General features: G+C 59.5%; 1 pseudogene. It reads right to left on the bottom strand.

The window, feature by feature from the left end:
* A pseudogene (locus tag M8744_RS17720) lies at positions 1 to 675 on the bottom strand (IS5 family transposase); the annotation flags it as partial.
* Between the last annotated feature and the right edge of the window lie 66 nt (positions 676 to 741).

The following is a 741-nucleotide window of genomic DNA, read 5'->3' as shown; positions in this document are numbered from 1 at the left end:
GTCGCCAATCCTTGAGCCTGCCGAACATGATCTCGATGCGATTGCGCCGTTTGTAGCGTCGCTTGTCGTATTTCACGGGCGTCTTGCGCTGCTTTCGGCCGGGGATGCAGGCGCGTATCCCTTTGTCTTTCAACGCGTCTCTGAACCAGTCGGCGTCATAGCCCCGGTCCCCGAGCAGCCATTCCACGTTTGGCAAGCTACCCAGCAAAGCCCGTGCGCCGATGTAGTCGCTGACCTGCCCGGCGGTGACGAAAAGATTGAGTGGGCGTCCCTGACTGTCACAGACGGCGTGCAGCTTGGTGTTCATGCCGCCCTTCGTTCGGCCAATCAGGCGTCCACGCCCCCCTTTTTCGCGGCCATGCTGGTCGCGGTTCGGTGGGCTTTGAGATAAGTCGCGTCGATCATGACCGTCTTTTCCTCGCCGTGATCGGCTGCCAGGCCAGCCATCATCTGCGCAAAGATGCCCTTGTCGCTCCACCGCTTCCATCGGTTGTAGAGCGTCTTGTGGGGGCCGTATTCCGCAGGCGCATCGCGCCAACGCAACCCATTGCGATTGATGAAGATAATCCCGCTCAAGACACGCCGATCATCGACGCGGGGTTTGCCGTGGGACTTCGGAAAATAGGGCTCAAGACGCGCCATCTGGGCGTCGGTCAACCAGAAGAGATCAGACATGTTCACCGCTCGTTTTTCGAACCGTGAATCACGCCGCCTCGCAGAAATCAATGGGTCCTGACCCTA

It is taken from the genome of Lutimaribacter degradans (assembly GCF_023703375.1).
Taxonomy (GTDB): Bacteria; Pseudomonadota; Alphaproteobacteria; order Rhodobacterales; family Rhodobacteraceae; genus Lutimaribacter; species Lutimaribacter degradans.
The sequence above is the reverse complement of the archived record's forward strand: the minus strand, read 5'-3'. Positions and strand labels throughout refer to the sequence as shown.